At 70.9% G+C, this 14,957-nt stretch carries 11 protein-coding genes; all 11 read right to left on the reverse strand.

What is annotated here, in order from left to right; all coding sequences use genetic code 11:
• Positions 1 to 7: 7 nt before the first annotated feature.
• A complete protein-coding gene (locus AC3ET4_RS25115; RefSeq protein ID WP_431953165.1) occupies positions 8 to 1,825 on the reverse strand; it encodes an AGE family epimerase/isomerase in 1,818 nt (605 codons plus the stop codon).
• Entirely contained in the window at positions 1,815 to 2,480 is a 666-nt protein-coding gene (locus tag AC3ET4_RS25120) for a DJ-1/PfpI family protein (RefSeq protein ID WP_431953167.1), read from the reverse strand. The genes AC3ET4_RS25115 and AC3ET4_RS25120 overlap by 11 nt, the downstream gene beginning before the upstream one ends.
• 11 nt (positions 2,481 to 2,491) lie before the next feature.
• Positions 2,492 to 4,099, reverse strand: coding sequence for a thiamine pyrophosphate-binding protein (locus tag AC3ET4_RS25125; RefSeq protein WP_431953169.1), 1,608 nt, complete (start codon positions 4,097 to 4,099; stop codon positions 2,492 to 2,494).
• Positions 4,100 to 4,138: 39 nt separating this feature from the next.
• On the reverse strand, positions 4,139 to 4,963 hold the full coding sequence (locus AC3ET4_RS25130; protein WP_431953171.1) for a type 1 glutamine amidotransferase domain-containing protein: 825 nt from the start codon (positions 4,961 to 4,963) through the stop codon (positions 4,139 to 4,141).
• A 206-nt stretch (positions 4,964 to 5,169) separates the two neighbouring features.
• Positions 5,170 to 7,326, reverse strand: a complete 2,157-nt coding sequence (gene glgB / locus AC3ET4_RS25135; protein ID WP_431953173.1) for a 1,4-alpha-glucan branching protein GlgB — start codon at positions 7,324 to 7,326, stop codon at positions 5,170 to 5,172.
• The gene (locus AC3ET4_RS25140; RefSeq protein WP_431953175.1) at positions 7,323 to 8,642 is read right to left on the reverse strand and encodes a phosphotransferase; all 1,320 of its coding nucleotides are present in this window, start codon (positions 8,640 to 8,642) and stop codon (positions 7,323 to 7,325) included. The genes glgB and AC3ET4_RS25140 overlap by 4 nt, the downstream gene beginning before the upstream one ends.
• Entirely contained in the window at positions 8,639 to 10,354 is a 1,716-nt protein-coding gene (gene treS, locus AC3ET4_RS25145) for a maltose alpha-D-glucosyltransferase (RefSeq protein ID WP_431953177.1), read from the reverse strand. The genes AC3ET4_RS25140 and treS overlap by 4 nt, the downstream gene beginning before the upstream one ends.
• Entirely contained in the window at positions 10,351 to 12,309 is a 1,959-nt protein-coding gene (locus AC3ET4_RS25150; RefSeq protein ID WP_431953179.1) for a maltotransferase domain-containing protein, read from the reverse strand. The genes treS and AC3ET4_RS25150 overlap by 4 nt, the downstream gene beginning before the upstream one ends.
• Positions 12,310 to 12,384: 75 nt before the next feature.
• Positions 12,385 to 13,083: an EthD domain-containing protein gene (locus AC3ET4_RS25155; RefSeq protein ID WP_431953181.1), complete on the reverse strand. Its 699-nt coding sequence runs from the start codon at positions 13,081 to 13,083 to the stop codon at positions 12,385 to 12,387.
• A gap of 45 nt (positions 13,084 to 13,128) precedes the next feature.
• Positions 13,129 to 13,437, reverse strand: coding sequence for a muconolactone Delta-isomerase (locus AC3ET4_RS25160; protein WP_181792794.1), 309 nt, complete (start codon positions 13,435 to 13,437; stop codon positions 13,129 to 13,131).
• Positions 13,438 to 13,498: 61 nt separating this feature from the next.
• Positions 13,499 to 14,683, reverse strand: a complete 1,185-nt coding sequence (locus AC3ET4_RS25165) for an IS701 family transposase (protein WP_431953183.1) — start codon at positions 14,681 to 14,683, stop codon at positions 13,499 to 13,501.
• Positions 14,684 to 14,957 lie beyond the last annotated feature (274 nt).

Below are 14,957 nucleotides of genomic sequence, written 5' to 3' on the forward strand. Positions count from 1 at the left end.
TCTCCGATCAACGGGCCGGCTGCAGGGTGGCCCGCACGGTCAGCGGCTTCTCCGAGCGCGGCAGCTCGATGGTCAGGGCGTCGGGGTCGAAGTCCGTGAACGGGCTGCCGTCCACCTCGACCGCGCCGAGGCGGACCGAGCCCGGGGGCAGCGCGTCGGGAGCGACCCGCAGCGTCCGGTCGGCTTCCGGCAGCGGCCGGAACCACAGCGGCAGGGGTTCGTCGTTGAGCAGCAGCCGCTCGTACACCGTGGCGAGCAGGCACAGCTCGGCCTTGTGGTAGAGGCTCATGGCGTGGTTGGCCTTCATCCGCTCGCTCCCGAGCAGGTACGGCAGGCCGTCGGCGAGTACGTTGAAGTACACGCCGCCCTCCTCGTGGTCCAGGAAGAAGGCGTTGTAGAACGCGGCGGACTCGCGCGCCTGGGTACGGAAGTCGGCGTCGCCGGTGTTGCCGGCGAGGATCTGGTACGCCAGGATCGCCTGCTCCTGCTGCCACCACGCCTTGCGGTCGTGCCAGGCCATCCGGTGGAAGTCCTCGCCGGGCCGCCGGGTGCGCTCGACGACGTCGTACCAGCCGTGCCGCTGCAGGTCGGCACCGACCGCGGGCATGGTCTGCCCGATGTGCCGGGCGAGTTCGGTGTAGCGGGCCTTGGGGCGGATGGCGTTCATCCGCATCAGGTTCCAGGCGATCTTCAGGTTGTGACCGACCACGGCCCGGTCCTGCTGCCACCCCCAGGTGCGGTCCGCCGACCAGTCCTCGTGGAAGCGCTCCTGGACGAAGGGGCTGCCGTCCTCCGGGAAGCGCTCGATGATCAGGTCGAAGCACTCCTCGAGCATGTCGGCGTGCCGGGCGTCACCGGTGGCGAGGTACAGGTTGAGCAGGTACGCCGGTGCGTGGTCGCCGATGGAGTTCCAGTTTTTGCGCGAGCGGTTGCGGCCCAGCGACGGGTGGTGCGGGCTGAGTTCGAGGGGGTCGATGTGCGAGTAGTAGCCGCCCCGCTCGTGGTCCTTGAAGTACCGGTGGAACAGGCGCAGGGTGGCGTCGATGTCGCCGGCGATGCGCGGGTCGCCGGTGAGGCGGTAGGTCTGCGTCGGGCCCACGAGCGCGTAGATCTGCTCGTAGGCGGGGATGGCGCGGTAGTCGTCGTCGAACTCGGAGGTGAAGATCTTGGTCTCCGTGCCGCCTCGCACGTCGATGCCGTGGTACCAGTACACGACGTCGCTGTCCCGGTCCACGAAGCGCATGTGGTCGCGCAGGTAGTCGGTGCCGCGCTCGGCGATGCGCAGGTAGTCCTCGTCGCCGGAGAGCATGTAGGCGGAGGCCATGCCGTACACCAGCCGGGAGATCGTGTCGGTCTCCTGGACGTGATGGTCGCCCTTGTTGCCGCTCAGGCGCAGCTGGGTGCGGTAGTCGGCGAAGTCGGGGTCGGAGGTCTGCCCGAACTGCGCGAGCCGGTAGAAGCGGGCCAGCTCCCCCAGTTGGTGAGGCCACCAGCCGCCGTCCTCGAACGCGTACCGGCTGGCCTGCTCGCCGAGGAAGGTGACGTGCTTGGCCTCGACGGTGTAGCCGGAGCGGCTCGGGTAGAAGACCCCGTACAGGAACACGTGCCGGCCCGGGACGAGCAGCTCGGCCAGCCGTCCGGTCACGTCCTGGTACGGCTCGCCGAGGTTGCGCAGCATCTCGGCGGTGGCAGTGCTGTATTCGGCGCGCACCGTCCGCCCGTCGCCCGTGCGCAGCGTGACCACGCGGCCGGCCGGGTCGTGTTCGCTGACGTAGCCGGCGACGAGGTCGGAGAACAGGAAGTCCGGTCGGTAGTCACCCGTCATGCTGGTTCCCCTTGCGGTTGGGTACGGTCGAGCGCCACCAGCGCCGGTCGCGGGAGGCTCCCCTGGCCGCGAGGAGGTCGATGAGGGTTCGGGCGAAGAGGTGGCAGTGGTCGGCGCTGCGGGCGGTGACCAGGTCGCCGTGCACCACGACGTCCTGGTCGGTGTAGACCGCCCCCATGTGCCGGACGTCGTGGACGAGGTTGTTGTGGCAGGTCACGGGCCGCCCGCGGACCGCCTCGGGGATCGGCGACAGCAGCCACATGCCATGGCAGATGACCCCCTTGAGGATGCGCGGGTCGTCGAAGGCCCGCTGCAGCAGCTGGACGGCGGGCGAGAGGTCGCCCGCCTTCTCGGCGTACCTGAGCCGGTCGGAGACCATGCCGGAGGGGACGATGAGGGCGGAGTACTTGCGCAGCCGCTCGTCGTCGACCAGCTCGAGGTCCCCGTCGACGGTGAGGGGGAGCTGGTGCTCGTGGCCGGTGAAGGTGAGGGTCTCCTGGCCCCAGAGCCTGGTCAGCAATTCGACCCGGGCGCCTTCCTCGGCGAAGCGACGTTGGTAGTAGTCCACCTCGGGCTCGACGTAGTCGCTCTCCATCAGGATCGCGACGGTACGTCCCAGCAGACGGCCGTCGGCGGCCGGTGCGATGGCGTTCATCGGTGCGCCCTTCAGTCCGTGGCCAGGTCGATGAGGAACGGCCCGGGGTGTTCGAGCATCCGCCGGATCGCGGGCTCCACCTGGTCCGGCTTGTCCACCCGCGCCGCCTCGACGCCCAGGCTCCGGGCGAGCTCCACGAAGCCGATGCCCGGGCGGCTGAGGTCGAAGCCGGCCGGGTGGTCGTGCGACGCGATGGAACGCTCGCGCCAGTACTGCTCGATGTTCAGGTCCAGCAGCTGGTAGCGCTGGTTGTTGCAGATGATGAATTTCGCCGCGACCCCGTAGCGGGCCGCCGTCCACAGCGCCTGGATGGTGTACATGCTGCCGCCGTCCCCGGTGAAGCCCACCACGTGGGCGTCGGGTCGGGCCAGCTTGGCGCCGATGGCGCCGGGGATGCCGATGCCGAGGGATCCGCCGCGGGTCAGGAAGTAGTCGCCGGGCCGGGTCGGCGGGAGCTGGCGGACCAGGGGCGGGGAGGCGGTGAGCGCCTCGTCGAACAGCACCACGCCCGCCGGGCCGACCTGCCGGCGCAGCTCCGCGGCGAACAGCTCCATCAGCGGGCTGTCGGCGGTGGTCGCGGGAATCGGCACCGGGTCGGCGGACGACCGGGTCAGTCCCCGGGACTCCAGCAGGTCGCCGAGTGCGGCGAGGGTCGGCGCCGGGTCGGCGACCAGGGCGACGTCGACGGGGAAGTTCTTGGCGACCTCCCAGTCGTCCAGGTCGATGTGGACGATCTTCGCGTCGGCGCGGAAGGGACTGGCCAGCGAGGGGAACACCTCGGGGAACAGGTAGGTCCCGACCACGGCCACCACGTCGGCCTCCGCGACCGCGGCGGCGCTGACCTCACCGAACATGTGGCCGAGCTGTCCGCGGTACAGCGGGTGGGTGGCGTCCATGTTGACTTCGGAGTTGTCCAGGCCCCACACCGGTGCGTCCAGCAGCTCCGCCAGCCGCGCCAGCTGCGCCTGCCCGCCGGAGACCGAGACGCCGTCGCCCATGAGGATCAGCGGGTTGCGCGCGCCGGCGAGCAGCGTCGCGGCGCGTTCCAGTTCCGCGGCGACGGGCAGGGCGGCCCGGGTGGGCACCGAGGACGGCACCGCGGGCTCGCTGGTCAGCTCGTCCAGCACGTCCATCGGCAGGGCGACGAACACCGGTCCGCGCGGAGGCGTCATCGCCACCTTCACGGCGCGCCGCAGCACCCGCAGCACCGAGGAGGGGTGCGTCACCCGCGTCGCGTACTTGGTGACCGGCTTGGCCATCTCCACCAGGTCGACGGCCATCTGGGAGTCCATCGCGTCGTAGCGCACGCCGGCGTCGCCGGCGATCACCACCAGCGGCGAGTGACCCCGCTTGGCCTGGTAGAGCATGCCGACGCCGTTGCCCAGGCCGACGCCGGTGTGCAACTGCACGAGCGCCGGGCCCCCGGAGGCCCGGGCGTAGCCGTCGGCGATTCCGACGGCCACGCCCTCATGCAGCGCCAGCATGTACTCGAAGCCCCGGACCTGCTCCAGGACGTCCAGGAAACCCTGCTCCACCGTGCCCGGGTTGCCGAACATCCTGGTGATCCCATCAGCCAGGAACTGCTCGAAGATCGCTTCCTTGCCAGGCCTCGCGTTCATGCGCGTTACCTCCAGGTCGAGTCGTGACGGGCTCGGCTGCTACCAGCCGTAGCGGCGCAGGCCCGCCTCCAGGACCTCCACCAGCTTCTCGCCGGAGAGGAAGGAGTCAGGCGTCGAACGGGCGGTGATGAACGGGTAGTCGACGATGACCGAGGTCTCCTTGCCGACGTTTCCGTGGAAGCGGCCGTCGGGGCCGGTGGCGTCGCGCAGGATGTACTCCAGCGGGTACGGCGGCGGGCCCATGTTGAAGTTGACGCCGAGGAACCCGGTGCCGTCCTTGTAGTCGTACTCCTTGCAGTGGCCGGTGACGTGCTTGCCCCAGAGGATGCTGGTGCGGGTCTCCCAGTCACGGGCGAACGCGAGGGTGGCAATGCCGTAGCACTCGGCCAGGATCGGCTTGTCCGCGCGGACGAAGGCGAGGACCAGCTCGTGCAGCCGGCCGTTGTTGGCCAGGTCGACGATCGGGCCGCTGCCGCCGACGATGACCAGCGCGTCGTACTGCTCGATGTCGGCGTCGAGCGTGGCCAGCTCCCGGTAGTACGCCTCCATCAGGCGCAGCGGGTTCGGCTCGCTGTCGTACGGGCGCTCGGGGATCCACGCCGACAGGTCGAGCGGGTTGTCGAGGCGGTCCGACTCGTCCAGTTCGCGGGCGGCTACGGCCACCTCGGGGGTGGTCACCGAGCGGCCGAGCGGCGGGTCGATGTAACCGGGGTCCAGGCTCGGGGGCAGCGCCTGCGGACGCTTGCCGGTGGGCGTGGCGAAGACGCTCTCGTACCCGTTGCGGTCGAAGGCGACCAGCGGGCCGAGGAGTTCCTCACCCCAGTAACCGTACTCCGAGAGTACGATCAGAACCTTCCTTGTCATTCCGTCTCCTGTGAAGTCGGATCGGAGATGGCGCAGAATCCGCCATTCGATATCGCTGGCGATTGCTCGCCCTTTGAAGAAAACCGGACCTCCGCCCGAGGGGGCAAGGCCGTCGGCGGGTAATGGGTGTACTTGATTAAGTCCGCCCCGAATCAGGGCCCGCACAAGGCTATTTCGTGCAGTGCACGAAATAGCCTTGTCGTCCTTCAGCGCAGGGCTTCTTCCCCCCAGCCGTCGTGCCACAGCCACAGCGCGGAGCGCGCCGGAAGGACGAACGGCGCGCCGTCGGAGCGCACCATACCCGCGACCGGGGCGCCGTCCGGCGCCGCGGTGGTGTCCAGCACCACCGACCAGCCGCTCGCCGCGGGCAGCGGGACGCCGAGGTCCGTCAGCGGCTGGTCGGAGAAGTTCACCAGGCACACCAGTGCCTCGCCCTGCGCACCGGTGCGCGCGAAGGCGGCGACAGGTCCGCCGTTCGGCTCGGGAAGCCACGAGAACAGTCGCGGATCGTCGTCCAGGCGCAGCGGCGCGAGCGTCTGCTGAAGCCGGTTCAGCCGCGCCACAAGGGCGGTTAGGGCCGCTCCCCGCTGGGTGGCCGCCTGGCCCCACGGCAATTCGCCTTCGGCGTCCCACTCGGACGTCTGTCCGAACTCGCCGCCCATGAACAACAGTTTCTTTCCCGGATAGGCCCACATATAGGCGAGAAGGGCCCGCAGCCGCTCCGCCTTCGCCCCGTCGTCCCCGGGCATCCGCTGCCACAGCGATCCCTTGCCGTGCACCACCTCGTCGTGCGACAGCGGAAGCACGAACCGCTCGGAGAAGGCGTAGGACGCCGAGTGCCTGAGGGCGTCACCGTCCGGGTACGTGGAGCCGGCCTGGACGAGGGTGTCGTGCATCCAGCCGAGGTTCCACTTGAGGTCGAACCCGAGGCCTTCCGGCCGGGTCACGCCGGGCCAGGCGGAGGACTCCTCGGCGATCACGAGCGCGCCCGGGTGGGCGGTGCGGACCGTCGTGGTGAGCTGCCGCAGCAGTTCGACCGCCTCCAGGTTCTCTCGCCCGCCCAGGGCGTTCGGCAGCCACTCGCCCTCGCCCCGGGAGTAGTCCAGGTAGAGCATCGAGGAGACCGCGTCGACGCGAAGACCGTCCGCGTGGAACTCGGCGAGCCAGTACGAAGCGGCGGACAGCAGGAAACTGCGGACCTCGGGGCGGCCGTAGTCGAAGATGTACGTGCCCCAGTCGGGGTGCTCACCGCGCCGGGGGTCGGGATGCTCGTACAGGGCGGTCCCGTCGAAGCCGCCCAGGCACCAAGCGTCCCGCGGGAAGTGCGCCGGCACGAAGTCGAACAGCACTCCCACGCCCAGCCCGTGCAGGTGGTCCACGAGGAAGCGCAGCCCGTCCGGGTCGCCGTGACGGGCGGTGGGCGCGAAATAGGAGCCGACCTGGTACCCCCAGGAGGCGGTCAGCGGGTGCTCCGCCAGCGGCAGCAGCTGCACGTGCGTGAAGCTCAGCCGCGTCACGTGCTCACCCAGCCGGCGCGCGAGGTCGCGGTAGTCCAGCCAGGAGCCGTCCTCCCGCTGGCGCCATGAGGGCAGGTGCACCTCGTAGACGCTCATCGGCCGGTCGGCGCCCTGCCGGGCGGGGCGCTCGCGCATCCACTGTGTGTCACGCCAGCGGTGGGAAGTCGCCGTGACCACCGACGCGTTGGCCGGCGGGCACTCGGCGGCCCGGGCCAGCGGGTCCGACTTCTCGCGCCAGCGCCCGTCCGCCCCGCAGACCACGAAGCGGTAGCGGGCGCCCGCGCCCACGCCGGGCACGAACAGCGCCCAGACCCCGCCGGTGTCGGTGCGGCTCATCAAGTGGCCGCGCCCGTCCCAGCCGTTGAAGTCGCCCGTGACCTGCACACCGCGGGCGTTCGGCGCCCACACGGCGAACAGTGTGCCGGCCGGGGCGCCGCCCGACGCCGGGAGCGGGCGCGCCCCCAGCAGCTCCCACAGCCGCGTGTGCCGGCCCTCGGCGAACAGCGCGAGGCCGTCCTCGTCCAGCGCCGGCGGCCACTGGTAGGGGTCCTGCCGTCGCCGCCACTGCCCGTCGGTGCATTCCCACACCGTGTACAGCCCGACCCCGCTCGGTACCACGGTGCCGAACAGCCCGTCCGGGTGCAGGCGGCGAAGCGGGATCCGCCGGCCGTCGCACACCTCCACGTCCACGGCGTCCGCCCCGCGGGCCAGTACCGTGACCGCCGTCCCCTCCGCGCACGGGTGCGCGCCCAGCAGCCGGTGCGGGTCGGCGATCTGGCCAGACAGCAGCTGCCACATGCGCTCCTCTGTGGGCAGGCCGGCCACCTCGCGCACCGGGGCGGTCACGGTGCCGCCCCCGCATCCTGCTGACCCAGCGTCAGGTCCCGGACGGCGCCTAGGGGCACGGAGACCCAGTTCGGGCGGTTCCTCGTCTCGTACAGGACCTCGTAGACGGCCTTGTCCAGCTCGAAGGCCCGGAGCAGGCGCCAGTCGGCGGACGTGATGCCGCCGTACCCGCGGAGGAAGGCGTCCGAGGCCCCTTCCGCCCAGCCCGGACCGTCCTCGCGCCGGGTGCGGGCGGCGTAGTCGATGGACCGCAGCATCCCCGCGACGTCCTGCAGCGGGGAGCGCCAGGCCACCCGCTCCGCCGGCGAGGCCGACGGCTCCCCCTCGAAGTCGATCAGCAGCCAGCCGTCCCCGGTGCGCAGCACCTGCCCCAGGTGGAGGTCCCCGTGGACACGCTGCAGCCGGCCGCTCAGCGGCCCGTGCAGCTCCACGGCCAGCGAGGCGCGCAGGCTCGGCTCGAACGGCCGTAGCACCGGCACCTGCTCCAGTGCCTCTTCGAGCCGCACGGACATCCCGGCGGTCAGCCGCCGCGCCGCGGACGGCGTCAGCGCTGCCGAGCCGAAGGCGCGCGCCAGCGCCCGGTGGATGGAGCGGACGGCCGCGCCGAGTGCGGCGAAGTCCTCCGGTGCCAGTTCGGCGCCGTCCGCCGCAGCGGTGGCCAGCGTCCACCCGTCGACGGCGCCCGGGACGAAGGACTGCACCAGCCCCAAAGTGACCGGGCCGAGTTCGGTATCGCCCTCGATCGACCCGAGCACCGGGGCGATCGGGGCCCCGGCCTCGCCGCCGATCCGGCGCAGCACGTCCAGGTCGGGGTTGGTCCCCGCCACCGCTCGGCGGAACAGCTTGAGGATGAAGCGCTCGCCGAACACCACCGAGCTGTTGGACTGCTCGGCCTGCAGCGGGCGGACACCGAGTCCGGCCCGGACCGCGAGCTGCAGCGCCCCCTCCCGCTCGGAGCGGAACCGCACAGGGCCGCTGCTGCGGCCCGTCGCGACCCGCTGCAGCAGCAAGGACATCAGCTCGGGGTCGCTGGTGGCCTCGTAGACCAGCCGGCCGTCAATGACGGCGATCGGGTCGGCGCACAGCCACGACGGCACCGAGGTGCGCACGCCCACCGGGACCTGGTAGCGCTGCACCGTCCCGTCGCTCATCTCGGCGGCCACGATCAGCAGCCGTGCCTCGGGGCCGTCGTGCGCCGGGGCGGGCACCAGGGTCGCGGTCGAGGTGACGGTGACGTCCCGGACCGACTGGTTCTTGCCCGCGAACCAGCGCTGGGCCTGCAGCCAGCGGCCCAGGGCCGCCTCCATGCCGGTCATTCCTCCTCCAGGTGGCGCAGGTGCAGCCAGTAGAAGCCGTAGGGGGACAGGGTGACGGGGAAGTCCTCGTCACCGACGGAGCCGAACACCTCGCCGCCCGTCGCCTCCATCACGACGCGGCCCCGGTGGTCCTTCAACGGGAGCGACGCCCGCTGCGGGCGGCCCGAGAGGTTGAAGACGCACAGGACCACGTCGTCCGTGTCCGCGCTGTCCGCCCGGTGGCTGCGCAGGTAGCTCAGGACGGCGGGGTTCTCACCCTCCACCTCGGTGTACGTGCCGAGCCCGAAGGCGCGGTGCTCCTTGCGGACCTGCAGCATCTGGCGGTTCCAGTGCAGCAGACTGGAGGGCACACGCTGCTGGGCCTCGACGTTGACCGCCTGGTGCCCGTAGACGGTGTCTGCCACCACCGGTAGGTACAGCTGTCCCGGGTCCGCGGTCGAAAAACCGGCGTTGCGGTCGGGGGTCCACTGCATCGGGGTGCGCACGGCGTCGCGGTCGCTGAGCCAGATGTTGTCGCCCATGCCGATCTCGTCGCCGTAGTACAGGATCGGCGAGCCGGGCAGCGACAGCAGCATCGCGGTGAACAGGCGGACCTGCCGGTCGTCGCCGTCCAGCAGCGGGGCGAGCCGTCGGCGGATGCCTATGTTGGCCCTCATCCGCGGGTCCCTGGCGTACTCGCCGTACATGTACGCGCGGTCCTCGTCGGTGACCATCTCCAGGGTCAGCTCGTCGTGGTTGCGCAGGAACAGCCCCCACTGGCAACCGTCCGGGATGGCCGGCGTCTGGGCGAGCACCTCGGCGACCGGGTAGCGCGACTCGCGCCGCACCGCCATGAACATCCGCGGCATCAGCGGGAAATGGAAGGCCATGTGGCACTCGTCGCCCCCGGCGGAGGTGTCGCCGAAGTAGGCGACGACATCCTCCGGCGGCTGGTTGGCCTCGGCCAGCAGGACCCGGTCGCCATACTCGTCGTCGACCACCTTCCGGCACAGCTTGATGAAGTCGTGGGTGGCCGGGAGGTTCTCGCAGTTGGTGCCCTCCGCGGCGAACAGGTAGGGCACCGCGTCCAGCCGCAGTCCGTCCACGCCGAGGTCCAGCCAGAAGCGCAGCACGTCGAGGACCGTCTCCTGCACCGCCGGGTTCTCGTAGTTCAGGTCCGGCTGGTGGCTGAAGAAACGGTGCCAGAAGTACTGGCCGCGGACCGGGTCGTAGGTCCAGTTCGAGCGCTCGGTGTCGACGAAGATGATGCGTGCGTCCGGGTAGCCGGAGTCGTCGTCGGCCCACATGTAGTACTCCCCGTACGGCCCGTCGGGGTCGCTGCGGGAGGCCTGGAACCACGGGTGCTCGTCGGAGGTGTGGTTGAGCACCAGGTCGATCATGACCCGGATGCCACGGCGGTGCGCCTCGTCCAGCAGCCGCACGAACTCGTCCATGGTCCCGAACTCCGGGAGCACGGACCGGAAGTCGCTGATGTCGTACCCGCCGTCGCGTAGGGGCGAGGCGTAGAACGGCGGCAGCCACAGGCAGTCGACGCCCAGCCAGGACAGGTAGTCCAGGCGCTCGGTCAGCCCCGTGAGGTCTCCCGTGCCGTTGCCGTCCGAGTCATGGAAGGCGCGCACCAGCACCTCGTAGAAGACCGCCGTCTTGAACCAGTGCGGACCGCCTTCCGCCGGCCCGGCGCCGGCCGCGGACACCGGCTCGCGGCCGCTCATGCCCTCACCACCGCCGCGATGTGGGCCGCCTGGTGCAGCGGTTCGATCTTCACGTACGTCTCCTCGGTCCAGTGGAAGAGGTCTCCGCTCACTTCGTCGAGGACTGCGAAAGCTCCGGGCTCCAGGCAGAGACGGCGGAAGTCCCAGCTGACCTTTCCCTCCTGGGCGGTCGCCGGGTCCAGCGAGACAACGACGAGGACCAGGTCCCCGCTGACCTGGTCGCGCTTGGAGTACGCGACCAGGGAGTCGTTGTCGGTCGGGTGGAAGTGCAGGTCGCGCAGCTGCCGCAGCGCCGGGTGGGCGCGGCGGATCTCGTTCAGCCGGGTGATCCACGGCTGCAGCGAGCGGCCCTGCTCTAGCGCCCCCCAGAAGTCCCGGGGGCGCAGTTCGTACTTCTCCGAGTTCAGGTACTCCTCGCCTCCCGCGGCGAGCGGCTCGGACTCGTAGAGCTCGAACCCGGCGTACACGCCCCAGGTCGGTGCCAGGGTGGCCGCCAGGGCGGCGCGGATGGCGAACATCGCCGGCTGGGCGTGCTGCAGCGAGCGCGGCAGGATGTCGGGCGTGGTCACGAACAGGTTGGGCCGGCACTCGTGGGCGTGCGCGACCAGTTCGCTGCCGAAGCCCTCGATCTCGACCTTGGTCTCCCGCCAGGTGAAGTAGGTGTAGGACTGGGTGAAGCCCAGCCGGGCCAGGCCGTACAACCGGGCCGGCCGGGTGAACGCCTCGGCCAGGAACAGCACGTCCGGGCAGGTCCGCTTCACCTCGCCGATGAGCCAGTGCCAGAAGTCCGGTGGCTTCGTGTGCGGGTTGTCGACCCGGAAGATCCGCACCCCGTGCCGCACCCAGTGCAGGACCACGCGCAACACCTCGGCGTACAAGCCGTCGCGGTCGTTGTCGAAGTTGAGCGGGTAGATGTCCTCGTACCGCTTCGGAGGGTTCTCCGCGTAGGCGATCGAGCCGTCGGGCTTGCGGGTGAACCACTCGGGGTGCTCGGCCACCCAGGGGTGGTCGGGCGAGCACTGCAGCGCTAGGTCGAGGGCGATCTCCAGGCCGAGTTCCCGGGCGCGGGCGACGAAGGCGTCAAAGTCGTCGAGCGTGCCCAGCTCGGGGTGGACCGCGTCGTGGCCGCCGTCCGCCGAGCCGATCGCCCAGGGCGAGCCGGGATCGCCGGGCTGCGCCACCACCGCGTTGTTGCGCCCCTTGCGGTTGGTCCGGCCGATCGGGTGGATCGGCGGCAGGTACACCACGTCGAAGCCCATCGTGCTGACCCGTTCCAGCTCGGCCGCCGCGGTGGCGAAGGTCCCGTGCAGCGCGGTGCCGGCCGTGTCGCGGCCGCCCGTGGAGCGGGGGAAGAACTCGTACCAGGCACCGGACAGGGCGCGCTCGCGGTCCACCCACAGCTCGTGGGTGCGCCCCGGCGACTGAAGGCGCCTCACCGGCCGCTCGGCCATTAGTTGCAGGACCGGCGTGGACAGGGCGGGCCCGAGGCGCTCCTCGGTCAGCGCGCCGTCCCGGCGCAGGGCGCCCGCCGCGTCCCGCAGCAGCAGCCGCTCGCCGGCCGCGGCGGCGTCGGCCGCCTCGTCGAGCAGCCGCGCGCCCTCTTCCAGGTCGACCGCGAGCAGCGCGGGATTGACACCGGCCTCGGCCTTCACCCGTACGGCGTGGCACCAGGTGGCCCAGGAATCGTCCCAGCCGTCGACGCGGAAGCGCCACAGGCCCGCATGGTCGGGCACCAGCAGTGCGTGCCACCGGTCCGCATCGTCGGGCGAGCGGCTCATCGCGGTGTACCGCGGCGCCGGGTCGTCAGGCCCCTGCCACACGAGGGCCGCGCCCACCGCGTCGTGTCCCTCGCGCCAGACGGCGGCGCTGACGGCAACGGCTTCGCCTACGGCCGCCTTGCCCGGCAGGCCCTCTCCCACCACTGGGGTCACGTCCTCGACCACAATCCTGTTCATCAAATGCCCTTCCCGGGCCGGATCCGCGACCCGGTGCCGGGGACCACCCCCTCGCTCGTCCCCGGCGCCGGGAGTTCAGCGGGCGTCCGGACCGATGATCCAGTGCTCGCGGGTGACCAGCCGGTGGTCGTAGCGGGGCTCGATCAGCTCGGCCAGCTCCTCCTCGGCGTGCTTGAACTCGGCGGACTCCAGCGCCGCGGCCAGCGACTGCTCGTCGTCGAACCACATCAGGTGGACGGCGTCGAGCATGGCCTCGCCCAGGGCGTAGTAGCCGTCCCGGGTGTGGTTCTGCAGGTAGCCGCGCAGGCCCGGCACCTTCGCCAGGCGGGAGGCGTAGCTGCTCAGGCTGCGCTCGCGGAAGGCGTCGAGCGGCAGGCGCTCGGCCCGCTTGACCAGGCGAAGCAGCTTGACGCCGCTGCCGGTGCCCTCGTGCCGCGGCGGCTCCTTGACGACGTGCGCATCGGTGTCGAGGACCACGGTGCGCCAGAAGGCGGCCCACTTGGGCTCGTCCAGGCGGGCACCGTTCAGGAACTCGTCGGTCTGCAGCGAGGCCAGCTGCTCCTGCTCGTTGGCCAGCCAGATCTCGGCGACGCCGCTCCACAGCGGCTCGCCCTCACCGTCGAGGAAGGACGGGATGCGGGTGTCGATCGCGTACTTGCGGATCTGCGGGATCTTGCTGGCGTACTGGACGGCGTGCACGTCCAGCCAGTAGTCCTGGAACTCCCGCTCCGTCATGCCCGGCTTGGGCGCGGCGAAGATGAGCTGGTGGATCATGGAAACTCCCGTCGGATGTAGGGCGGTGCGGTGGCTGACGTCCGGTCAGACCTGGTAGCGCTTGACCACGTCCGACGCGAAGCCGAGGTAGTCGCGCAGCGGCCAGACCTCCTCGAATTCGAGGTACTCGCGCATCGGCAGCCGTCCGAGGGCGGTGCGGTCGAGTTCCTCGGCGTCGGGCGAGTCGATGATGGCGATCACGCGCTTCTGCGCCGCCACCTTCCAGATGCCGACGCAGAAGCCGGAGTCGATGGTCTCCTGCGCGTGCTGGGCCTCCTCGGCCTCGATCTCCCACAGCTCGTCGAGGGAGATCCGGCCCTCGTGGTTCCACTTCATCTGTACGTAGAACAGCATCTGAACTCCCATGGTGGGGGCGGTCGTTGACGCGGGACGGTGCGGCCGGGAACCGACCGCCTCATGCGCTCGAACGTATGATGGTGCGGTCGTCCAGGGCCTGGCTCAGCAGCAGCGCGGCCTGGGCCGCGGAGGCGAGAGTCACGTGGTGGTGCCAGCCGCGGAACGAGCGGCCTTCGAAGTGCTGCAGCCCGGTGCGCTCGGCGAGGACGGGAGCGCTGTCGGCGTGCCGGTCGGCCATCCGCAGGAGCGCCAAGGGCTCGTGCATCCCCGACGGGTCGAGGTTGGTCACCCAGTACTCGGCGCGGGCCGGGTCAGGGCTGACGCGGTGCAGCACCCGGCGGTGCAGCAGCGGCAGCCCGTCGCGGAACGGCTCCCCGAATCCGGTGCTGCGGGGCAGCGCGGTCATCGTGTAGACGTCCTGCGTGCGGCCGCCGCGCCGCTCGGCGCCCCGCAGCAGCCGTGTCCGGTCGCCCTCGGGGTTCAGTCCGACGAGGTCCGCGAGGGTCTGCGGTCCGTTCGGGCGGGCGCCCGAGCGCAGTGGCGTGCCGGCCGGCACCCGCAGCAGGTACATCAGGCCGCGGCTCTCCAGTCCGCGGACGACTACCGCGACATCCGTGCGGTCGTGGACGTGGCCGACCAGCGGGAGGGGGCGCAGCCTCCAGTCGCCCATCATCTCGTCCACCGCGTCCAGCAGGTGCCGGCGACGTGGCTGCGACCGTTCGCCGGGGGGCACGTTCGCCTTGGCGCGCAGCGGGCCCTCGTCCCACTTCCTGGTGAGCATCAGACGCCAGTTCACCGGGACGCTGCCCAGGTCGCCGGCGACTTCCACGGCGAGGGCGCTCTGGCAGTTGAGCACCCGGCCCTCGGAGGGAGCGAACTGGCGGTCCACGCCGACCGAGTCGGTGCCGTTCTTGGCGAACGCGACGTCGCGCACGAGCCACGCCCTCGGTGCCAGTTCGCGGTACACCAGCGCGGCGAGTTCCCGGCGCACCGGCGCCCAGGCCCAGGGGCTCTGGTTCACGAACTGCTGCAGGGACTGGATGGGGTCACGCCCGTCGCCGAGTCCGGCGATCCGGCGGATGGTCTTGCGCCCGTCGACATGCAGCAGGCCCCGGACGTACAGCTCGCCCCAGCGGCGCTGGTCGGCCCGGGCGAAGGAGGAGAAAATCGTCTGGCAGAATTCGGAGATCTCAAGGTTGTCCAGCCGTCCGCCCAGTACGGCAGCAGCATGCAGGGCAGCCATTGTTTCTCCGTCTCCTCATCTGCGGGGCGGGAATTTCCTGCCCGGGCGTATTCCGCCGGGGCGCCGGAAGATTCCCGGAGGTCCTGGCGGTGCCTTCATACTGGCGAGCGGAAGAACAGGCCCGCCAGGGCAAAGAGGGACTACGTTGTTTCTCGGCAGCAACATCGTGACGTTTAGGAAACTGCCTGCAACAACGTGTTTTTGTACTTGTCTTTTCCGCCTGAGCGGGCTTTCGGCGCCGACGGCCGGGATGGTGCCGCCCCTTCGGTCAGGG

Source organism: Actinacidiphila sp. bgisy167 (assembly GCF_057707665.1).